Raw genomic sequence first — 17,360 nt, 5'->3', positions numbered from 1 at the left:
AACATGACCGATGTCGACACCACGGCGTTCTTCGGGGCCGTTCTGAAGACCATCGCCTCGACCCGCAACCACGGCACCGACCAGACGGAGTTCGCGTCGGGCGTGGTGGAGCCCACCGCGCGGATCCGCGCGTTCGAGAAGGAGGTCGGCGACCGGCGGCTGACCTCCACCGAAGCGGGGGAGGTGCTCGGCCTGCTGGAGACGACGATGCGCACCAAGCGCACGCCCGACGAGGAGCGCGAGTACTACTTCCAGTACATCGAGAAGGTCGCCGGGATCAGCCGGGCCTCGCTGGGCGTGTCCGGCTGGTGAACACCTCCCGCCTCGCGTGGTACAGCCACGAGATCTGTTTCTGGCACGACCCCGGTCCCGGGTCGGGGTACGTGCCGGTCGGGCCGGGCGTCGAGCCGCTGCGCCAGTTCGCGGTCGACCCCGACCTCCGGCGTGCCGAGGGGCTGGTCAAGGCGTCCGGGGTGATGGACCGGTTCACCGGCCTCACCCCGACGCCCGCCTCCGACGAGGACCTGCTGCTCGTGCACGTACCCGAACACATCGAGCGGGTCGAGGCGGCCTCGGCGGCCGGCGCGGGCGACGCCGGCGTGTACGCCCACGTCAACTACCACAGTGCGCACGCCGCGCGGCTCGCCGTAGGGGCCTGCGTACAGGCGGCCACCGGCGTCATGGAGGGCCGGTTCGACCGGGCGTACTGCCTGGTGCGGCCGCCCGGCCACCACGCCGAGCCGGACCGGGCCATGGCGCTGTGCCTGTACAACAACCTGGCGGTGGCCGCCCGCGCCGCGCAGGGGCACGGTGCGCGCCGCGTGCTGATCCTGGACTGGGACGTCCACCACGGCAACGGCATCCAACGGACCTTCTACGAGGACCCCGACGTGCTGTACGTGTCGGTCCACCAGGAGGGGCTCTTCCCGGCGGCGTCCGGTCTCGTGCTGGAGACCGGCGCCGGCGAGGGCGCGGGCACCACGCTCAACGTGCCGCTGCCCGCCGGCTCGGGCCACGGCGCCTACCTCGCCGTGACGGAACGGATCGTGGCACCGGCGGCCCGCGCCTTCGGCCCCGATCTGATCCTGGTCGCGGCGGGCGTCGACGCGAGCGGCCACGACCCGATGGGTCGGATGCTGTGCACCAGCCGCACCTTCCACGCCATGACGGCGGCGATGTGCCGGCTCGCGGACGAACTGACCGGCGGCAGGATCGTCTTCGCCCACGAGGGCGGCTACTCGGCCTGGTACCAGCCGATGCTGGTGCTGGGCACGGCCAGTGCGATCGCCGGCCTGCCGGCGCCCCAGGACCCGTTCCTGCACTCCCTCGAACACCTCCCCGGCCAGCGCCTCCAACGGCACCAGGAACGGGTGATCACCCACCTGGAGGCCCACCACCCGCTGCTGGCCGGCACGGCGTCCGCGGCAGGCCGGTCCGGCGCCTCCGGGCGGCCCTCGCCGGCGGACGGGGGGCCGGGATGAGCGGCTGGTGGATGACGGTGGGCAACGGCGCGCGTCGGGTGGCCGGCGCCGGCCCGGGCCCGGGGACCCGGGTCCGCCCGCGGTTCCGGATCGTGGCGCTCCCGCACGCCGGCGGGTGGCCGTCCGCCTTCCGGTCCTGGTGGCAGGTGCTGCCCGAGGACGTGGAGTGCGTCGTCGCCCAACTGCCCGGTCGCGGCGCGCGCATCAACGAGCCGCCGCTGACCCGCGTCAAGCCGCTGGTCGACGCCCTCGGCCAGGGCCTCGCGGAGTTGGAGCCGCTGCCGTACGCGGTCATCGGGCACAGCTTCGGCAGTGTGCTCGGATACGAACTCACCCGCTTCATGGAGCAGAAGGGACTGCCTCCCACCCTGCTGGCCGTGTCGGCACGCCAGCCGCCGTGCTTCCCCGGCGAGCCCCCGTTCGCCCACCTCCGCGGTGACACGGAGCTGCTGGAGCACCTGACGGACATCGGCGGGATGTCCCCGGGACTGATGGACCGCGCCGACCTGATGCGGCCGTCGCTCCGCGCGATCCGGGCCGACCTGGAGGCCATGGAGACCTACCGCCGGCCGCTGTCCGGCACCGGCGTCCCCATCCTGGCGCTCGGTGCCGTGGACGACCCGGTCGTCATCGACGACCGGATGCACCTGTGGGCGCTGGAGACCTCCGGCGGCTTCGACCGGCTGAGCTTCACCGGCGGCCACTTCTACCTCTACACACCCGCCAACGCGGCGGCGATCGCCGCCCGTCTGGTGCCCCGCCCCGACGACCCCCGGTCGGATCCGCTCCTCCCCCACCCCCTCGCCCGATGACCGTGTCGGGCACCGATCAGCACCACCCCCGAAAGGAACCGAATGAGTACCACCGCCGACACCACCGAGCAGGCAGGACCCCGCGAGTGGTTGGGCCTGGCCGTACTGGCGCTGCCGACCCTGCTGCTGTCCATCGATGTGAGCGTGCTGCACCTGGCCGTCCCGCACATCAGCGAGGGCCTGAACCCCTCCGCCGCCCAGATGCTGTGGATCATCGACATCTACGGGTTCCTGATCGCCGGATTCCTGGTGACCATGGGAACCCTGGGTGACCGCATCGGCCGCCGGAAGCTGCTCCTGATCGGTGCCGCCGCGTTCGGCGTCGCCTCCCTGGCCGCCGTGTTCGCCGACAACCCGGCCATGCTGATCGCGGCGCGGGCGGCGATGGGCATCGCCGGAGCCACGCTGATGCCCTCGACCCTCGCCCTGATCATCAACATGTTCCGCGACGGCCGGCAGCGCGGCGTCGCCATCGCCGTCTGGGTCACCATGTTCTCCGTGGGCATCGCGCTCGGCCCGGTGGTCGGCGGCGCCATGCTGGAGTACTTCTGGTGGGGTTCGGTCTTCCTGCTCGGCGTGCCCATCATGGGGCTGTTGCTGGTGGCCGGACCGATCCTGCTGCCGGAGTACCGGGACGAGGAGGCGGGGCGGCTCGACCTGACGAGCGTGGCACTGTCGCTCGCCGCCATCCTTCCGATCATCTACGGACTCAAGGAGATCGCCAACGACGGGGTCGGCCCGATCCCGGTCCTGGCGCTCGTCGTGGGCCTGGTCGTCGGTGTCCTGTTCGTCCGGCGGCAGCGCACCCTGACGAGCCCGCTGCTGGACCTCGGGCTGTTCGGGAACCGCACCTTCCGCACGGCGCTGATCACTCTGCTGCTCAGCATGCTCGTGGCGGGCGGCACGTACCTGACGGTGACGCAGTACCTCCAGCTCGTCGGCGGACTGTCCCCGATGAAGGCCGGCCTGTACCTGCTGCCCGCGGCCTTCGCGCTGATCGTGACGGCCGTCGTGTCCCCGATGGCGGCGAGCAGGTTCCGTCCGGCGTACGTCGTCGCCGCCGGACTGGCGGTGTCGGCCATCGGGCACCTGATGCTGAGCCTGGCCGACAGCTCGTCGGGTGTCGCCCAGGTGGTGACGGGCTTCGCCTTCGTCTACGCCGGCGGCGGCCCGCTCATCGCCCTGGGCACGGACATCGTCGTCGGATCGGCCCAGCCCGAGCAGGCCGGATCGGCCGCGGCCATCTCGGAGACCAGCACCGAACTCGGCATGGCGCTCGGCGTGGCCCTGCTGGGCAGCCTCGGCGCCGCCGTGTACCGCAGCGGGGTGGATGTCCCCGCGGGGGTGCCGGAGGGTGCCGGTGACACGCTCGCCGGGGCGGTCGAGGCGGCGCAGCCCCTGTCCTCGGAGGTGGCGACGGCCCTGCTCGAATCGGCCCGAGCGGCCTTCACCGACGGCATGAACATCATCGGCGGTATCGGGGTGTTCATGGCGCTCGCCTCGGCCGTGCTGGTGGCCGCGGTCATCAAGCTTCCGGCCACGGGCGGGGACGGGGACCCCGCCGACTCCGACGGCTCGGCCGACGGCGCGTTGAACGCCGCCGCCGTGGAGGGATAGCGCCCCCGCCCGTGCCGGTCGGCGCGGGCGGACGCCGGTGGGGTGTGGCCCCGTGTCGCGGACGCGGGGCCACACCGCTCACGCCCCGGGGACGGCCCCGTCCTCGTAGCAGGCGGCATGGGCGGCCGCGGGTGCGATGGGTGTGATGACGTCGATCAACACGCCGTCGGGGGCCGCCACGATGAAGTGTCGCTGGCCGAACGCCTCGTCCCGCAGCGACAGTTCCGGCTTCAGACCGGCGCCCGTGACGAGTCGCTCGTACTCGGCGTCCACATCGGCCACCTCGAAGTTGAGGAGCAGGCCCCCCGCCGGCCGACGGAAGGCCTCCGGCACGGTCTCGTGCCCCGCGGCGACCAGGGCGAGTTCGTGGTGCGCAGGCGCGGGCTGCCGCAGGCTGACGTACCAGTCGCTCGTGTAGGTCGTCTCGAACCCGAACAGGGTGCAGTAGAACGCCACGGACTCATCGAGCCGCTCGGTGCAGAGCACGGGATAGAAGCCGGTCAGGGCCGAAGACGTCATCACAACACCGTTCAGAGGCGGGCATACGGTCATTTCCTCATAACGAGGCACGGGCCCGGGCGTCACGTCCGCCGCATCGAAGGCAGGCGGACATGGCATCAACACAAAGCCCGTTGCGCGAGGTCCGGATCTGGGCGGTGCGCCGGGAGCCCCCCTGGCCGGAGGGGTTCTCGTTCTCCCTGCTGGACGCGGGGGAACGGGCCAGGGCGGACTCCTTCACCCACCGGCGCGACCGGTCGATGTACCTCGCGGCGCACGCCGGACTGCGGCTGGTGTTGGGCGACCGGCTCGGGATCCACCCCCGCGACATACGGTTCGGCCGGGACCGGTGCGCGCACTGCGGCGGGCAGCACGGCCGGCCGGTCCTCCTCGACGGCCCGGACACCCTGCACTTCTCCCTCTCCCACTGCGCGGGCATCACGCTCGTCGCCCTCGCCGACGCGCCCGTCGGGGTCGACGCCGAACGACTGCCCGGCCACCGGACGGTCGAGCTGTGCCTGGCGCGGCTGCATCCGCGGGAGCGGGACGAGCTGCTCCGCACCCCCGGGGAACAACGGCCCCTGCGTTTCTGTCGGTTGTGGACGCGCAAGGAGGCGTACCTGAAGGCGCTGGGGACCGGGCTCGGTCGGGGACTGCACCGCGACTACCTCGGGGACGCGAGCGCGGGGCGGCCCCCGGACTGGACCGTCGTCAACCTGTCCTGCGGCCCCCAGGACGGCACGCATGCCGCAGCCGTGGCCATTCCCGCAGGGGTGCGGACACCCACCGAGCCGTGCGAGCTGAACTGGTCGGCGTACGGGCATGTCCCGGGCCGTAAAGCCTCGTTGGAGTAGCGGAGTCGCGTTGACATTCCAACGGTATGTCATTAGGTTCAGTTCGCATACCGTTGGTACGTGAGTGGAGATGGCCCCCCATGCTGACCAGCTTCTGTCCGGTGATCTGCACCTCACGGCCAGTGGAATCCCGCGCCTTCTACAGCAGGCTGTTCGGCTTCACCGCCACCCACCCGACCGAGTGGTACGCCGACCTTGGCCGGCCCGGGCGGCACCACGAAATCGCCCTCGTCGACCACGGTCATCCCGCACTGCCCGAGGCGTTCCGCACGCCGGTGCGCGCGGTGCGGATCACCCTGGAGGTCGACGACCGGGCGGGGGAGTGGGAGCGACTGGCCGCCCTCGGGGCGCGGCGGTCCCCGGACGGCGGACATCTCGTCGTCAAGGATCCCAACGGGGTCTGGATCGACGTCGTCGCACCGAACTGACCGGTCACCGGCCGAGGGGGCCGCTCGTCGAAGGGGGAAGCCGAGCCGTGCCCGGAAGAATCGATCCCGCCGTGGCGGCCGCGATCATGCGCGCCGCCGGACTCGAACCGCTGGAGCCCTACCCCGGGTCCCACACGGCCTGGAACTGCCGCTGCCTGAAGAGCGCGCACACGGTCGCACCCACCCTCGGCTCGGTGCGCTCCGGCCGTACCTCCGGCTGTCGCCGGTGCGGCCGGGCCGCCGCCGACGAGCGAAGACTGGCCGCCGGTCGGGAACGAGCCGAGGCGGACATGCGCGGTGCCGGGTTCGAGCCCCTCGACCCCTACCCGGGCGCCGGAGCGCGATGGCGCAGCCGCCACCTGGCCTGCGGGCGGGTCGTCCACCCGCGGCTGTTCGGGATACGGGCGGGCAGCGGCTGTCTGGTCTGCGCCGGACGCGCACCGGTGGATCCGACGGTCGCCGAGGCGGACATGCGCGCGATCGGCATGCAGCCGCTGGAACCCTTCCCCGGCCGAGTGCGCGACCCGTGGAAGTGCCGGTGTCTGCGGTGCGGCCACATCGGCACGCCGACCCTCAACAACATCCGCGGCGGACAGGGCGGTTGCCTGAACTGCGCGAGGCGCGCCCGATAGGCGCGGCATCGGGGCGGAGTCCGGGGCGCGCCGCTCCGTCGATGCCCGGCGGGCGGGCCCGGACCGGGCCGGCACGGTCGGGCGCCCGGTGCGCCCCCGGGGTCACCTCGCGCGGAGCGCCTCCAGCATCCGCGCCAACGCCTGCCGCGTGTCCGTGAGATCGGCGGACTCCTCCGACGCGGCCAGCCACAGCACCGCCTCGTTCATGGCCCCCGAGAGCAGATGCATGAGTGGCGCGACCGGCTGCGCGGGGATCGTGCCCTCGTGGATGAGCAGGGTGAGCGCCTCGGTGAGGTGACGGCCCGAGGTGGCCTCGTTCATGGCCCTCCACTCCCGCCAGCCGAGCACGGCCGGCCCGTCGACCAGCATGATGCGCTGGAGCGCGGGATCGGTGGAGGCGCTGATGAACGCCTGGCAGCCGTGCGCCAGTTGGTCCCAGGCATCCTCCTGGGCGTCCGCCGTCGCCGCGATGTGCGCGGCGACCTCCTGCTGCACCTGCTCCAACACGGCCCGGAACAAGTCGGCCTTGCTGTCGAAGTGGTGGTACAGCGCGCCCTTGGTCACCCCGGCGGCCCGGACGATCTCCGACAGACCCACGGAGGCGTAGCCCAAGGTGGAGAAGAGGCGCCGACTCTCCCGCAGCAGGGTGAGTCGCGTCTGCTCCCGCTGCTGCGCCCGAACCCCGCTCGTCATCGCCACGACCCCCGTCTTCGGCCATTTGAAGCCACGTGCACACGGTACTTCGCCGCCACCGGGGCGAGCGACAGGTGTGCGCCCGTGACCGTGTCCCACTCTGCGGGCGCCCCGGGGCCACGGGTGTGGCGGCGCGGTGGATCCGTCCCGCGCGGCGCGGGGCGTTCACCGGAAGTTGACACCCTCGACGTCCGCGCATTAGGTTCAACATGCTTCACAACGTGAACTATCAATGCTCTCAAGTATCCTCACTGTCGGGGCACCATCACCCGAGGGAAGGCGCACGGCATGAACCCGGCCCAGCACGAGGCGGCCGTCGCCACCGAGACCGCCGCACTCGTCACCACGATCACGGCGGCCGACCTCTCCACCCCGGTCCCGACCTGCCCCGACTGGACCCTCGAGGACCTCACGCGGCACGTCGGAAGCGTGCACCGCTGGTTCACCGAGCTGCTCCGCCGGCGCATTCAGCAGCCTCCGACCAGCCGTGAGGTGGACCTGCGGCTGCCCGAGCACCCCGACGCCCTCCCGGACTGGCTGGCCGCGAGCGCGGCGGAGGCCGCCGAGGTGTTCGCCGCCACCGACCCGGACGCACCGATGTGGGCCTGGGGAGTCGACCAGCACGCCCGCTTCTGGGTCAGGCGGATGCTCTTCGAGACCCTCGTCCACCGGGTCGACGCCGAACTCGCACTCGGTCTCACCCCGCACGTCGACCGCGCCCTGGCCGTCGACGGCATCGACGAGTTCCTCACCAACCTCCCGTTCGCCTTCCCCTTCGCACCGCTGACGGCCCGACTGCGCGCCCCCGACCGGACCCTTCGCTTCAGCTGCACGGACGGCGACGAGGCCTGGACGGTCCGGCTGCGCCCCGACGGCTTCGCCCTGGTGGCCGACGACGCCGAGCCCCGCGCGGCGGACGCCACGGTCCGGGGATCGGCCGCCGACCTCCTGCTGGCCCTCTACGGGCGTCTGGACCATCGAAACAAGGCGTTCCACCTGCTCGGCGAGGCCGACCTGCCCGCCCACTGGTTCGCCCACTCGGCCTTCTAGGTCGGGAGCCCCGGCCCTCCACACCGCGGGCCGTCAGTCGAACGCCGTCGCCGCGCTCCCGTGCCGGGGCCCTCCGGGCGGGGACGCGCGCTTCAGCGTCTGGCCCGGCGGCGGGCGATGAGCAGGCCCAGCACGATGCCCACGAGCAGGGTCACCGTGAGTACGGCCCAGAGGGGAATCGTGACCGTGGGGATCCACATCCTGACGGTCACGGATCCGGTATTGGCCGCGATGAACCAGATCACGAGGGCGACCAGGAGGAGCAGGCCGAGGGTGCGCAACCGCAGGTCCCGGCCCTTGACGGTCAGCGTGGGCGGACGGTGTGACGTGCCGCTTTTCCGCGTCATGGGTCCAGTATCGGGTTATATGTCTGGTTGATCGACCGGACGTCCGCGAGCGCGGGGCGGCGCGAACATCGGCCGGGCCCTATCGTGGGGATCACCGGGGGTGGGCCGGCGCTGAGGCGGGCTGGGCATGACGGATCCGGAGATCGACTACGCGGCGGTGTTCCAGACGCTGCCCGGCATGGTGGCGTTGCTGAGCCCCGACCTGGTGTTCCTGGACGCGAACGAGGAGTTCCTGCGCACCGCCGGTCGCACCCGCGAGCAGGTGATCGGCGGCTACCTGTTCGACGTGTTCCCCGACAACCCGAACCAGGTCGGCGCCAGCGGCGTCCACAACCTGCACGCCTCGCTCCGGCGGGTCCTCGCCACCGGTGAGCGCGACACCATGGCCCTGCAACGCTACGACGTCGAGTCCCCGGAGCGGCCCGGCGAGTGGCAGGAACGGTACTGGAGCCCGGTCAACGCCCCCGTCCTCGACTCCGACGGCCGGGTCGTCCTGATCGTGCACCGGGTGGCGGAGGTCACCGAGCTCATCGTGGCGCGCGGTGCCCCCGACGGAAGTCGCGCCCGGGTCCTGGAAGCCGAGCTGTACACCCGCGCCCGCGAACTGCAGGAGGTCAACGATCGCCTGCGCCAGGCCCACAGTCGCGAACGCGAGGTGGCCCTCGTCCTCCAGGAGGCGATGCTGCCCGCCCCCGGCGACATCGGCCACCACCGCGCGGCCGTCCGCTACCGGCCGGCGGTCGGCGCCCTCAACGTGTGCGGCGACTGGTACGACCTCGTCGACCTGCCCGGCGACCGCATCGCGGTGGCCGTCGGTGACGTCGTCGGCCACGGCCTGCACGCCGCCGGCGTCATGGGACTGCTCCGCAGCGCCCTCAGTGCCGCCTCCCTCGTCGCCGACGGGCCCGCCCGGGCCCTGGAGGTCCTCGGGCTGTACGCCCGCTCCGTCCAGGGCGCCGAAAACACCACCGCCGTCGAGACGTACATCGACTGGGAGACCCACACCCTCGCCTACAGCAGCGCCGGGCACCCCCCGCCCGCCCTGCTCCACCTCCGCGGCGACGTCGAGTTCCTCGACCAGGCCACCGACCCCCCGCTCGGTGCCCGCCCGGAACACGTGCCACGTCCCCAGGCCGTCACCGGCTTCGGCGAGGGTGACACCCTGGTCCTCTACACCGACGGACTCGTGGAGCGTCGCCGTGAGGACATCGACGTCGGCCTCGCCCGCCTCACCCGGGCCCTCACCCGTCACCGGGGCAGCGACCCCGAGGCCCTCGCCGACGCCATCCTCCTGGACCTCCTCCCGCCCGGGGGCTCCACCGACGACACCGCCCTCGTCGTCGTCCGACTCTGAACACGGCGCCGGCGGACAACGGCGGGCGAGCCGCCCGTGATCCCACGCCGCGACGCAGTCCCCACGCCGCGACGCAGTCCCTACCAGGTGACGGGCAGGGACCGCAGACCGCTGAAGAACTCCTCGGAGCGCCACCGCAGTTCCTCCTGCGGCACGGCCGGCCGCAGGCCCGGCAGCCGGGCCGTCACCCGTTCCAGGGCCGTCTCGAGTGCGAGGCGGGCCAGGTGGGCGCCCAGGCAGTAGTGGATCCCGTGGCCGAAACTGATGTGAGGGGTGCCCGGCCGGTCGAGCACGATGCGGTCCGGGGACGGAAAGACGGCCGGATTTCCACGCACCTCGGGCCCCACCCGGAGTGACGCCACGCGCGCACGTCCCGGTCGGCGCCCGGTGCGCGGGGAGCGGTCGGGAGCGGTCGAGCGGCGGGGTGTAAGTCGTCCCGCAGTCGGTCGATCACCGTTCGTCGTCACGGACGCCCGGTAATGTGAGGTACTCGGGTCGGTGGGACGGGTCGGAAGACCGGAAGGGGGCGTAGGTGCGCGCGGCGCGGACATTGGCGACGCTGGACGAGGTCGAGCTCGGTGACCATGTCTGCCGGCTCATGCGGCCCTCCGCGACGTTGCTCTCGGACGCGCGGGCCTACGTGGCCGACGGAGCCCTGTACGGCGACAAGGTCCTGGTCATCGGCCCCACCGGCTTCCCGCGTTCCGCGAAGCCCCTGCCGTCCGCCGCGGTGATCCTCGATTTCCCCAGGACGGCGGATTCCGAGTCGATCCTCGCCGCGGTCCGTCGGGAGGTCCGTACCGCCACGAGTCAGGGATTCCGTTCGGTACGCGTCCTCACCGAGCGCGTGCCCGGGTCGGCGCCCGACGGGGCCGAGGACCTGCTGGCGCAGGAACTGCGGCTCGACGAGTTCGCCGCGGAGAGCGGCGCCATCGTCGTCTGCGCCTTCAGACCCTCGCTGTGGGACGCGGCCGCGTTGGAGCGGATCGCGTGCGTGCATCCGCACGAGATGGGCACGCGCGCACAGCGTCCGACCTTCCGGATGTTCAGCACAGGCGCCGACGGGTGGAGCGTGGACGGAGTGATCGACTCAGACTGCGCGGCAACGTTCAACGCCGCGGTGCGGGCCGCAGTACGGAACACGCCGAAGATCAGGCTCCGCTTCGACACGCTCGAAATGATCGACGCCGCCGGGATGCACGCGCTCGTCGACGCTGCCCGCCACCTTCCGGACCGCCGTATTCTGGTGGAGGGCGCCAATGAGACCGTGCGCCTGTGCTGGGAACTCGCGGGCTACGCGGCCCCCGGAGTGCCGGTGGTGATGGCCGCATGAGCACTATTCATCCCTCGAAGCCGTCCGATCGCGACGGCGACCCGTTCCACCACGAGCTGTACCCCTATCGAGGGGAGGCGGAGTTCCTGTCCGGGACCCTGGGCTTCATCCACGAGGCGCTGGAGGGCGGTGAGGCGGTGGTCGTCGCCGTCCCCACGGACAAGGCGTCACTCCTGCGCGGCGAACTCGCCGACGAGCCCGCCGTCACCTTCGTCGACACCACGACGGCCGGACCGAACCCCGGCCGGCTCGTCGCCGCCTGGACGGCGTGGATGAGGGAGCGGGGCGAGGGCGACCGGCCGGTGCGGGGCATCGGCGAGACCGCCTGGCGCCAGGCGCGCAACGCCGCCCACCTCTCGGAGCTGCGCCACCACGAGTGGCTCCTGAACCGGGCCTTCGCGCGCAGCTCCACCTGGTCGATGCTGTGCCCCTACGACGCGGCCGACGAGGACGAGGAAGCCCTGCGGTCCCTGTCCCGCTGTCACCCGTTGATCCGCCGGGACGGGCGGTACGTGCGCAACGACGGCTTCCTCACCGGCGAGGACTACCCCTTCGAGGTCCTGGCCGACCCGTGCGATCCGTTCCAGGAGCTGAGCTACGCGCACGGCGACCTGGCCGCGATCCGCTCGAAGGTGTCCCAGTGCGCGTCCGACGCGGGCGTCCCGCCGGACCGGCTGCCGAAGCTGGCCGTCGCCGTCACGGAGATCGCGACGAACAGCATCCGCCACGGCGGGGGCAACGGAACCCTGCGCACCTGGGCCCAGGACTCGACCTTCCTCTGCGAGTTCCGCGACTCGGGCTACATCCCCGATGTGATGGTCGGCCGCACCCGTCCCGAACCGGAACAGATCGGGGGCCGGGGCCTCTGGCTCGCGCAGCAGCTGTGCGACCTCGTGGAGATCCGCTCCACCCGCGAGCAGGGCACGACGGTCCGCCTCCACATCGACGTACCGAAGTAGCGTCGCGCACGGCTGAGGGCTGCCCGCCGCCGGGTCCCGCGGCCGTCCCTCGGAAGCAGGAACGTTTCTGCGCCGGGGTGGCCTCATGGGGAGCCCGGAGCGTCCGTTCGGGTGGCGTCATTCTTTCGCCGACCGCAAGTGCCGCTGGAAGCGCGCCGGCCTGTGCTGTGCTGTGGCCACGACCCGAGGACGGTCGTACGCGGGCCCGCCCGCTGTTCGTGGCAGGTCCGCCCCAACAGCGAAGGAGGACTGATGTCGCGCAACCGGAAGAACCTCCGAAGCCGGAGCATGATGGGCCAACTACTGGCCTCCGCAGTCGTGTTGACTGCGGCTTTCCTGGATGTCTCCGGGGCTCATGCCGCTGCGGTCCACTCCAAACCGAACGCCGACTGGGACGCCATCGCCCGCTGTGAGTCCGGCGGGAACTGGCGGACGAACACCGGCAACGGCCATTACGGCGGCTTGCAGTTCACCCAGTCGAGTTGGAACGCGGCAGGGGGCCGCAGATACGCACCACGCGCCGACCTCGCCACGAAGGCGGAGCAGATCGCCACGGCGAAGAGACTCGCCAGGATGCAGGGCATGGGGGCCTGGACCTGCGCACGCCGCCACTGAGGGCCCAGGTCCCGACAGGGCGACGGGGCCGCCCTGTCGGGGAGGTCTCGGCCGGACACGCCGACGCCCGGCGGGGGTTGACGAGCCCGACCGAGCCACCGCTCCACCTCCCTGCCACCGCACCGCCTTGCGCCGCACGGGCGTCGATTCGGCACTGATCAGGCGGGGTTGGGACACGGCGGACGGTACGGATCGCCGCGCGGGCGCGTTCGGCGCCGACGCGGGTGGTGGCGGGGCCCCGGCCGGGGACGGCGGCCGGGGCCGTTCGGTCAGCCGGCGGCCGTGGACGGGCGCCCGAAGTGGCGGGCCGTGGGTGCCAGCGCCGCGGCGGCGGGCACGAGGAAGCAGGCCGCGGCGCAGACGGCGAGCACCGGTGTGACCCCGAAGGCGTCGATGGCCGGGGCGATCAGGGCGAGGCCGACCGGGGCCAGGCCGTAGGAGACGAGGAAGTCCAGGGAGGAGACGCGCGCCAGCTTGTCCGGGGCGACCTCGCGCTGGGCGGCCGTGAACCAGGGCACGTTGAACAGTTCGATCCCGATCCCGGCCACCACGTAGGCGGCGATGACCACCAGTGGGTGCACCGGCAGCATCAGGCTCAGCGGTGCGAAGCCGTAGGCGGCCAGGCCGGCGAACGCCATCCAGCCAGGGGAGCGGGGCCGCCGGCGTGTGGTGAGCAGGGCGCCGCCGAGCGCGCCGACCGTGTAGGCGGTCATGGCCGCGGCGAGGACCCACTCCGTGCCGTAGCGGTCGCGGCTGATCAGGGGCAGGGCGACGCTGGTGGCGGAGTAGCCCAGCGCGACGACGGCCGTCAGGGCTCCGAGCCCGGCGAGGAACCAGGGGTGGCGTCGGGCCTCGCGTATGCCGTCGATGAACTCGGCGCGGAAGGACACGTGCGGCGGCCGTTCGGTGGACGGATCCGGGGAGGCCCCCCGGCCCGGCACGAAGGCGGCGACCAGCCAGAGCAGGCCGATCCCCAAAAGGAGCGTCCGCACGTCGACGAAGGCCGCGAGCAGGGCGGTCAGGGCGGGCCCGGCCAGTGTGGAGGTCCGTACCGAGAGGGACATGGCGGCGTTCGCCCGCTGTCGGCGATCCGCGTCGACGACCTCGGCGGTGAGGGCCTGGAAGGCGGGGCGGCAGGCTCCCTGACCGGCTCCCGCGAGGGCCGCGGCGAGGGCCATCAGGACGAGTGAGCGGCCGAGGCCGACGGTGAGGAGCGGGGCCGCGACCGCCGCCGCGAGGGCCGACCAGAGCACGACCGCCCGGCGGGAGTGACGGTCGGCCAGTACCCCTCCGACGGCGACGGCCCCGAGGAACCCCGCGGTGCGCGCGGCGAGGACCAGTCCCAGGCCGGCCGCGCCGAGTTCGCGGTGCAGGACCGCCAGGCCCAACACGAAGGGCAACGCCCAGGTGGCGAGTCCGGACGCGGTGGTCCCGGCCCACAGGCGCAGGAAGGCGGGGTCGCGCAGGACGGAACGCGGGGGCGGCGGGGCGGTCCTGGGTGTCATGGGGGCGGGTGTGGTCGTCACGGTGCGGTGCTCCTCATCGGTCGGCAGGGGTCGGGTCGCGCCTCACGAGGGCCGCCCCGGGGGTGTTAATGAAAACGATAACCATTACAGTACTCTTCGAACGTGGTGCTCCTGCCCCGTGGGTGACCACGGCAGTGCACGGCGACAGCCACGCCCTCTTTCCGATCGGAGACTCGAATGCGTCCACACCACCGCGCCCGGCTCGTGACCGCGGCCACCCTCACCCTCCTTCTCGCGACCGGCGGTTGCTCGACCGCCGGCGACGATCCCGCGGCTGCGGGCGACGACCCCGCATCGCCCGCCGGGGGAGCGTCCGTCACCAGCTGCGGGCGCGAGCTCGACCTCGGCGAGCCCCCGAAGCGGGCCGTCGCCCTGGACCAGACCTCGACCGAGACCCTGCTCGAACTCGGACTCCAGGACCGGATGGCCGGGACGGCCAACCTCAAGACGAAGATCCCCGATCGGTACCGGGACGCGTACGCCGCGATCCCGGTCATCGCCCCCAAGATCGCCACCGGCGAGCAACTCCGCGCCGCCGCACCGGACTTCGTCCTGGCCGGTTCCGTCGACCTGTACACCGGCGACCGCGCCGGAACCCGCGAGGAGTTGGGCGCCCTCCACGTGCCCACCTTCGTCAGCGCCGTGGACTGCCCCCGGTCGCACGAGCCGGGGATGACCCCCTTCGAGCTGCTCTTCTCCGACTACGAGCGGCTGGGCAAGGTCTTCGGTGTCGAGGAGCGGGCGGCGAAGCTCGCCGAGGGGCAGCGCGCCGCCGTCGCGAAGGCCGGCGAGAACGCCTCCGCCGCCGCCCGCGACGGCAGGAAGCCCTCCGTCGTCTACCTCTACTCCGTCTTCAACGGCATGCCGTACGTCGCCGGGAAGACCGGCCTGCCCGACGAGATGAGCCGGATCGTCGGCGCGAGGAACGCCTTCGACGACGTGAACGAGGACTGGCCGGAGGTCTCCTGGGAGGAAGTCGCCGAGCGGGCACCCGACTTCATCGTCATCGGCGACCTGTCCGAGCGCGGACGCCCCGGTGACAGCGCCGCCGAGAAGCGGGCCGCGCTGGCCGCGGACCCCCTGGTGTCCAAGCTGCCGGCGGTACGCGACAGCAAGATCATCGTGGTGCCGGGCATCGAGCTGGACCCCTCCGTGCGCTCCGTGCACGCGCTGGGCCTGCTGGCCGAGGGCATGAAGGACCTCGGGTATGTCCGCTGACCTCGCCGGCCCCCCGGGACCGTCGGACCTGCTGCACCCGACCGCTCGCGGGGAGAAATCGTCGGCACCCGCCGCCGGGACGGCATCGCCCGGCGGCGGCACGACCACGGCCGGTGCCCCGCCACCGGTGGGCCGGACCTCACCGGTCCGGGCGTGGCCGGTGGTCGGCGCCGTCCTCGTCCTGGCCGCCTCCGTGGCGGTCGCCCTGCGCATCGGCACCGCCCCCGTGGGATGGGGCGACCTCGCCCGCGTCCTGGGCACGCACCTGGGCCTGGGCAACGAGCCGCTGCCACCGCTGACCGACTCGCTCGTCTGGGACCTGCGGCTGCCGCGGGTCCTGATGGCCGCTCTCGTCGGCGCCTCCCTCGCCGTCTGCGGCGCCGTCCTCCAGGCCGTCACCCGCAACGCGCTCGCCGACCCGTACCTGCTCGGCGTGTCCTGCGGCGCGTCGACCGGAGCCGTCGTCGTGGTCGTCCTGCCCCTGGCCGGCGTCGGCGCCCTCGGGGTCACCGGAGGCGCCCTCGCCGGGGCGCTCCTGTCCTTCGCCCTGCTGACGGTACTGCTGCGCCGCACGGGGTTGGACTCGGTCCGCATCGTGCTGACGGGCGTCGTCGTAGGACAGCTCTTCACCGCTCTGACCTCGCTGATCCTGATGTCCTCGGCGGACGCCGACACCACGCGCGCCGTCACCCACTGGCTGCTCGGCTCGATGGCCCCTGCCCGTTGGGACGCCGTCGTGGTCTGCGCGATCGTCACACCGCTGGGGCTGGTCGCCGCATGGCTGTGCGCGAACGCCCTCGACGCTCTCGCGTTCGGCGCGGACACCGCCGCGTCCCTGGGGATCGGCGTACGACGCACCCGGATGCTCCTGCTCGTCGTGACGGCCGTGCTGACCTCGGTCGCGGTCGCCACCGTCGGTGCCATCGGCTTCGTGGGGCTGATCGTGCCCCACGGGGCACGGTTCCTCGTCGGCCCCTCGCACCGGGTGCTGCTCCCCTGCGCGGCGCTCGCGGGCGCCGTGTTCCTCCTGTGGACCGACGCCCTGGCCCGCGTCGCCTTCGCTCCCCGGGAGGTACCGGTGGGCGTGCTCACCGCCCTGATCGGCGTACCGCTGTTCCTCGCCGTCCTGCGCAGGAGGGGAGACCTGTGAGGATCACCGCCGAAGGACTGGGCTGGTCGGCGTCGGGCACCCCCGTCGTACGCGGCGTCGATCTGGACGTGGCCGCCGGCGAGAGCGTCGCACTGATCGGCCCCAACGGCTCCGGCAAGTCCTCCCTCCTGCGCTGCCTCGCCGGGCTGCGCGCGCCCGACGCCGGCACGGTCCGCTACGACGGCCTGCCCGTGCAGGACTGGAGCGCCCGCAGGATCGCGCGCCGGCTGGCCTTCGTCGAGCAGGACTGCGGACTCGACACCGACCTGCGCGTCGCCGACGTCGTCGGACTGGGGCGGACCCCCTTCCGGGACCGATGGCGCCCTCCGAGCGACACCGACCGGGCGATCGTCGGCGCCGCACTGGACCGCGTCGGGCTCGCAGCCCTCGCCGGGCGCTCCTGGAAGTCCCTGTCCGGCGGCGAACGACAGCGCGCCCACATCGCCCGCGCACTCGCCCAGCAGCCGTACGCGCTGCTCCTGGACGAGCCCACCAACCACCTCGACGTGAAACACCGGTTGGAGCTGATGGAACTCCTGTCCCGCACCGACCAGACCGTCCTCGTCGCCCTGCACGACCTCTCGCTGGCCGCCCGGTACTGCGACCGCCTGGTGCTCATGCGCTCCGGGCGGCTGGTCGCCTCCGGCAGCCCCGCCGAGGTCCTCACCCCCGAGCACCTCGCCGAGACCTTCGAGGTCGACGCCGAACTGACCACCGACCGGCTGGGCCGTCCCGCGCTCGTCTACCACGGCCCCCTCCCCGCCCCCACACCCCGACCCACCCCGTGACAAGG

Annotated in this window: 20 protein-coding genes; 15 read left to right on the top strand and 5 right to left on the bottom strand. The window is 72.7% G+C overall.

Translation table 11 applies throughout. From position 1 onward, the window contains the following. The first annotated feature begins 3 nt into the window (after positions 1-3). Genes OG906_RS04720 through OG906_RS04705 form a run of 4 tightly spaced genes read left to right on the top strand, consistent with a single transcriptional unit; the run spans position 4 to position 3,910 of the window. Complete coding sequence (locus OG906_RS04720; RefSeq protein WP_267798834.1) at positions 4-312, top strand: hypothetical protein; 309 nt, start codon at positions 4-6, stop codon at positions 310-312. Beyond that, on the top strand, positions 309-1,481 hold the full coding sequence (locus tag OG906_RS04715) for a class II histone deacetylase (RefSeq protein WP_329440265.1): 1,173 nt from the start codon (positions 309-311) through the stop codon (positions 1,479-1,481). Before OG906_RS04720 ends, OG906_RS04715 begins: the two co-directional genes overlap by 4 nt. Beyond that, complete coding sequence (locus OG906_RS04710) at positions 1,478-2,293, top strand: thioesterase II family protein (RefSeq protein ID WP_329440263.1); 816 nt, start codon at positions 1,478-1,480, stop codon at positions 2,291-2,293. The genes OG906_RS04715 and OG906_RS04710 overlap by 4 nt, the downstream gene beginning before the upstream one ends. Before the next feature lie 42 nt (positions 2,294-2,335). Beyond that, a complete protein-coding gene (locus OG906_RS04705) occupies positions 2,336-3,910 on the top strand; it encodes an MFS transporter (protein WP_329440261.1) in 1,575 nt (524 codons plus the stop codon). Positions 3,911-3,988: 78 nt separating this feature from the next. On the opposite strand, the gene OG906_RS04700 is transcribed toward OG906_RS04705, so the two are convergent. Then, positions 3,989-4,429: a VOC family protein gene (locus OG906_RS04700; protein WP_329440259.1), complete on the bottom strand. Its 441-nt coding sequence runs from the start codon at positions 4,427-4,429 to the stop codon at positions 3,989-3,991. Positions 4,430-4,521: 92 nt separating this feature from the next. On the opposite strand from OG906_RS04700, the gene OG906_RS04695 reads away from it, so the two are divergent. The 3 genes from OG906_RS04695 to OG906_RS04685 all read left to right on the top strand — a co-directional run bounded on the left by OG906_RS04695 (position 4,522) and on the right by OG906_RS04685 (position 6,322). Further along, positions 4,522-5,262 carry a 4'-phosphopantetheinyl transferase family protein gene (locus OG906_RS04695; protein WP_329440257.1) on the top strand — a complete coding sequence of 247 codons (741 nt, stop codon included), beginning with the start codon at positions 4,522-4,524 and terminating at the stop codon, positions 5,260-5,262. Between the two features lie 80 nt (positions 5,263-5,342). Continuing rightward, the gene (locus OG906_RS04690; RefSeq protein WP_329440255.1) at positions 5,343-5,690 is read left to right on the top strand and encodes a VOC family protein; all 348 of its coding nucleotides are present in this window, start codon (positions 5,343-5,345) and stop codon (positions 5,688-5,690) included. Between the two features lie 47 nt (positions 5,691-5,737). Then, complete coding sequence (locus OG906_RS04685) at positions 5,738-6,322, top strand: hypothetical protein (protein ID WP_329440253.1); 585 nt, start codon at positions 5,738-5,740, stop codon at positions 6,320-6,322. Between the two features lie 102 nt (positions 6,323-6,424). On the opposite strand, the gene OG906_RS04680 is transcribed toward OG906_RS04685, so the two are convergent. Continuing rightward, positions 6,425-7,015 carry a TetR/AcrR family transcriptional regulator gene (locus OG906_RS04680; protein WP_267829318.1) on the bottom strand — a complete coding sequence of 197 codons (591 nt, stop codon included), beginning with the start codon at positions 7,013-7,015 and terminating at the stop codon, positions 6,425-6,427. 288 nt (positions 7,016-7,303) lie between these two features. On the opposite strand from OG906_RS04680, the gene OG906_RS04675 reads away from it, so the two are divergent. Further along, on the top strand, positions 7,304-8,065 hold the full coding sequence (locus OG906_RS04675; RefSeq protein WP_329440241.1) for a maleylpyruvate isomerase family mycothiol-dependent enzyme: 762 nt from the start codon (positions 7,304-7,306) through the stop codon (positions 8,063-8,065). A gap of 92 nt (positions 8,066-8,157) precedes the next feature. Here the strand turns inward: OG906_RS04675 and OG906_RS04670 are convergent, their stop codons facing one another. Continuing rightward, a complete protein-coding gene (locus tag OG906_RS04670; RefSeq protein ID WP_329440239.1) occupies positions 8,158-8,412 on the bottom strand; it encodes a DUF1049 domain-containing protein in 255 nt (84 codons plus the stop codon). A 127-nt stretch (positions 8,413-8,539) separates the two neighbouring features. On the opposite strand from OG906_RS04670, the gene OG906_RS04665 reads away from it, so the two are divergent. After that, positions 8,540-9,766, top strand: a complete 1,227-nt coding sequence (locus tag OG906_RS04665) for a PP2C family protein-serine/threonine phosphatase (RefSeq protein ID WP_329440237.1) — start codon at positions 8,540-8,542, stop codon at positions 9,764-9,766. A gap of 80 nt (positions 9,767-9,846) precedes the next feature. On the opposite strand, the gene OG906_RS04660 is transcribed toward OG906_RS04665, so the two are convergent. Continuing rightward, positions 9,847-10,101: a hypothetical protein gene (locus OG906_RS04660; RefSeq protein ID WP_329440235.1), complete on the bottom strand. Its 255-nt coding sequence runs from the start codon at positions 10,099-10,101 to the stop codon at positions 9,847-9,849. Positions 10,102-10,298: 197 nt separating this feature from the next. On the opposite strand from OG906_RS04660, the gene OG906_RS04655 reads away from it, so the two are divergent. The 3 genes from OG906_RS04655 to OG906_RS04645 all read left to right on the top strand — a co-directional run bounded on the left by OG906_RS04655 (position 10,299) and on the right by OG906_RS04645 (position 12,673). Beyond that, positions 10,299-11,099, top strand: coding sequence for an MEDS domain-containing protein (locus OG906_RS04655; RefSeq protein ID WP_329440234.1), 801 nt, complete (start codon positions 10,299-10,301; stop codon positions 11,097-11,099). Further along, positions 11,096-12,058, top strand: coding sequence for a sensor histidine kinase (locus OG906_RS04650; RefSeq protein ID WP_329440232.1), 963 nt, complete (start codon positions 11,096-11,098; stop codon positions 12,056-12,058). Before OG906_RS04655 ends, OG906_RS04650 begins: the two co-directional genes overlap by 4 nt. A gap of 252 nt (positions 12,059-12,310) precedes the next feature. After that, complete coding sequence (locus OG906_RS04645) at positions 12,311-12,673, top strand: transglycosylase family protein (RefSeq protein ID WP_329440226.1); 363 nt, start codon at positions 12,311-12,313, stop codon at positions 12,671-12,673. A gap of 269 nt (positions 12,674-12,942) precedes the next feature. On the opposite strand, the gene OG906_RS04640 is transcribed toward OG906_RS04645, so the two are convergent. Further along, a complete protein-coding gene (locus OG906_RS04640) occupies positions 12,943-14,178 on the bottom strand; it encodes an MFS transporter (protein WP_329447925.1) in 1,236 nt (411 codons plus the stop codon). Positions 14,179-14,376: 198 nt separating this feature from the next. Here OG906_RS04640 and OG906_RS04635 point away from each other — a divergent pair, with 198 nt between their 5' ends. Genes OG906_RS04635 through OG906_RS04625 form a run of 3 tightly spaced genes read left to right on the top strand, consistent with a single transcriptional unit; the run spans position 14,377 to position 17,355 of the window. After that, positions 14,377-15,417 carry an ABC transporter substrate-binding protein gene (locus tag OG906_RS04635; RefSeq protein WP_329440224.1) on the top strand — a complete coding sequence of 347 codons (1,041 nt, stop codon included), beginning with the start codon at positions 14,377-14,379 and terminating at the stop codon, positions 15,415-15,417. After that, complete coding sequence (locus tag OG906_RS04630) at positions 15,407-16,567, top strand: FecCD family ABC transporter permease (protein WP_329440218.1); 1,161 nt, start codon at positions 15,407-15,409, stop codon at positions 16,565-16,567. The genes OG906_RS04635 and OG906_RS04630 overlap by 11 nt, the downstream gene beginning before the upstream one ends. Further along, positions 16,564-17,355, top strand: a complete 792-nt coding sequence (locus OG906_RS04625) for an ABC transporter ATP-binding protein (protein ID WP_329440216.1) — start codon at positions 16,564-16,566, stop codon at positions 17,353-17,355. The genes OG906_RS04630 and OG906_RS04625 overlap by 4 nt, the downstream gene beginning before the upstream one ends. Positions 17,356-17,360 lie beyond the last annotated feature (5 nt).

This window comes from Streptomyces sp. NBC_01426, assembly GCF_036231985.1.
Taxonomy (GTDB): Bacteria; Actinomycetota; Actinomycetes; order Streptomycetales; family Streptomycetaceae; genus Streptomyces.
The sequence above is the reverse complement of the archived record's forward strand: the minus strand, read 5'-3'. Positions and strand labels throughout refer to the sequence as shown.

What these genes read in the sequence shown, in the direction of transcription:
- OG906_RS04720 (WP_267798834.1), top strand. Translation starts at nt 4, where the DNA reads ATGACCGATGTCGACACCACGGCGTTCTTCGGGGCCGTTCTGAAGACC.
- OG906_RS04710 (WP_329440263.1), top strand. Translation starts at nt 1,478, where the DNA reads ATGAGCGGCTGGTGGATGACGGTGGGCAACGGCGCGCGTCGGGTGGCC.
- OG906_RS04705 (WP_329440261.1), top strand. Translation starts at nt 2,336, where the DNA reads ATGAGTACCACCGCCGACACCACCGAGCAGGCAGGACCCCGCGAGTGG.
- OG906_RS04700 (WP_329440259.1), bottom strand. Translation starts at nt 4,429, where the DNA reads ATGACGTCTTCGGCCCTGACCGGCTTCTATCCCGTGCTCTGCACCGAG.
- OG906_RS04695 (WP_329440257.1), top strand. Translation starts at nt 4,522, where the DNA reads ATGGCATCAACACAAAGCCCGTTGCGCGAGGTCCGGATCTGGGCGGTG.
- OG906_RS04690 (WP_329440255.1), top strand. Translation starts at nt 5,343, where the DNA reads ATGCTGACCAGCTTCTGTCCGGTGATCTGCACCTCACGGCCAGTGGAA.
- OG906_RS04680 (WP_267829318.1), bottom strand. Translation starts at nt 7,015, where the DNA reads ATGACGAGCGGGGTTCGGGCGCAGCAGCGGGAGCAGACGCGACTCACC.
- OG906_RS04675 (WP_329440241.1), top strand. Translation starts at nt 7,304, where the DNA reads ATGAACCCGGCCCAGCACGAGGCGGCCGTCGCCACCGAGACCGCCGCA.
- OG906_RS04670 (WP_329440239.1), bottom strand. Translation starts at nt 8,412, where the DNA reads ATGACGCGGAAAAGCGGCACGTCACACCGTCCGCCCACGCTGACCGTC.
- OG906_RS04665 (WP_329440237.1), top strand. Translation starts at nt 8,540, where the DNA reads ATGACGGATCCGGAGATCGACTACGCGGCGGTGTTCCAGACGCTGCCC.
- OG906_RS04650 (WP_329440232.1), top strand. Translation starts at nt 11,096, where the DNA reads ATGAGCACTATTCATCCCTCGAAGCCGTCCGATCGCGACGGCGACCCG.
- OG906_RS04645 (WP_329440226.1), top strand. Translation starts at nt 12,311, where the DNA reads ATGTCGCGCAACCGGAAGAACCTCCGAAGCCGGAGCATGATGGGCCAA.
- OG906_RS04640 (WP_329447925.1), bottom strand. Translation starts at nt 14,178, where the DNA reads ATGACACCCAGGACCGCCCCGCCGCCCCCGCGTTCCGTCCTGCGCGAC.
- OG906_RS04635 (WP_329440224.1), top strand. Translation starts at nt 14,377, where the DNA reads ATGCGTCCACACCACCGCGCCCGGCTCGTGACCGCGGCCACCCTCACC.
- OG906_RS04630 (WP_329440218.1), top strand. Translation starts at nt 15,407, where the DNA reads ATGTCCGCTGACCTCGCCGGCCCCCCGGGACCGTCGGACCTGCTGCAC.